At 42.7% G+C, this 609-nt stretch carries 1 protein-coding gene; it reads left to right on the forward strand.

What is annotated here, in order from left to right; all coding sequences use genetic code 11:
• On the forward strand, window positions 1–609 hold a 609-nt coding region (locus tag ABD296_RS49880; RefSeq protein ID WP_344285661.1), incomplete at both ends, for an amino acid permease.

The following is a 609-nucleotide window of genomic DNA, read 5'->3' on the forward strand; positions in this document are numbered from 1 at the left end:
GCCAAGGCAGCCCGTTTGTACAAATTTTTGAAAACTTAGGCATTAAATCTGCTGCAAATATTTTAAATATTGTGGTGGTAACTGCTGCAATTTCGGCAATTAACAGTGATGTGTTTGGTGCAGGCCGTATGTTGTACGGTATGGCAAATCGTGGTCAAGCGCCTCGAATTTTCCAAAAATTATCGCGTAATGGCGTGCCTTGGATGACTGTTGTGGTTATGGCTGGCGTACTGTTAATTGGCGTCGTGCTGAACTACCTGATTCCTGAAAATGTGTTTGTCATCATTGCATCAATTGCAACGTTTGCAACTGTTTGGGTATGGCTCATGATCTTGCTTTCGCAAGTGGCTATGCGCCGTAAATTATCTACTGCTGAAATTAAGGCACTTGATTTCCCTGTATTTGGCTGGCCATATGCCCCTGCTTTTGCAATCGGTTTTATGGTGTTCATTTTAGTGATGATGGGCTACTTCCCAGACTCGCGTCCTGCAATTTATGTAGGAATCACTTGGCTTGCTCTCTTAACTATTGCTTATCGTATTTGGGTAAAAACAGAGCAAAGCTTGGGAAAGGAAAGTGAGCCTGTCCAGCAAAACATAGAAATGGAAA

The sequence above is a fragment of the Actinomadura napierensis genome, assembly GCF_039529375.1.
GTDB lineage: Bacteria > Actinomycetota > Actinomycetes > Streptosporangiales > Streptosporangiaceae > Spirillospora > Spirillospora napierensis.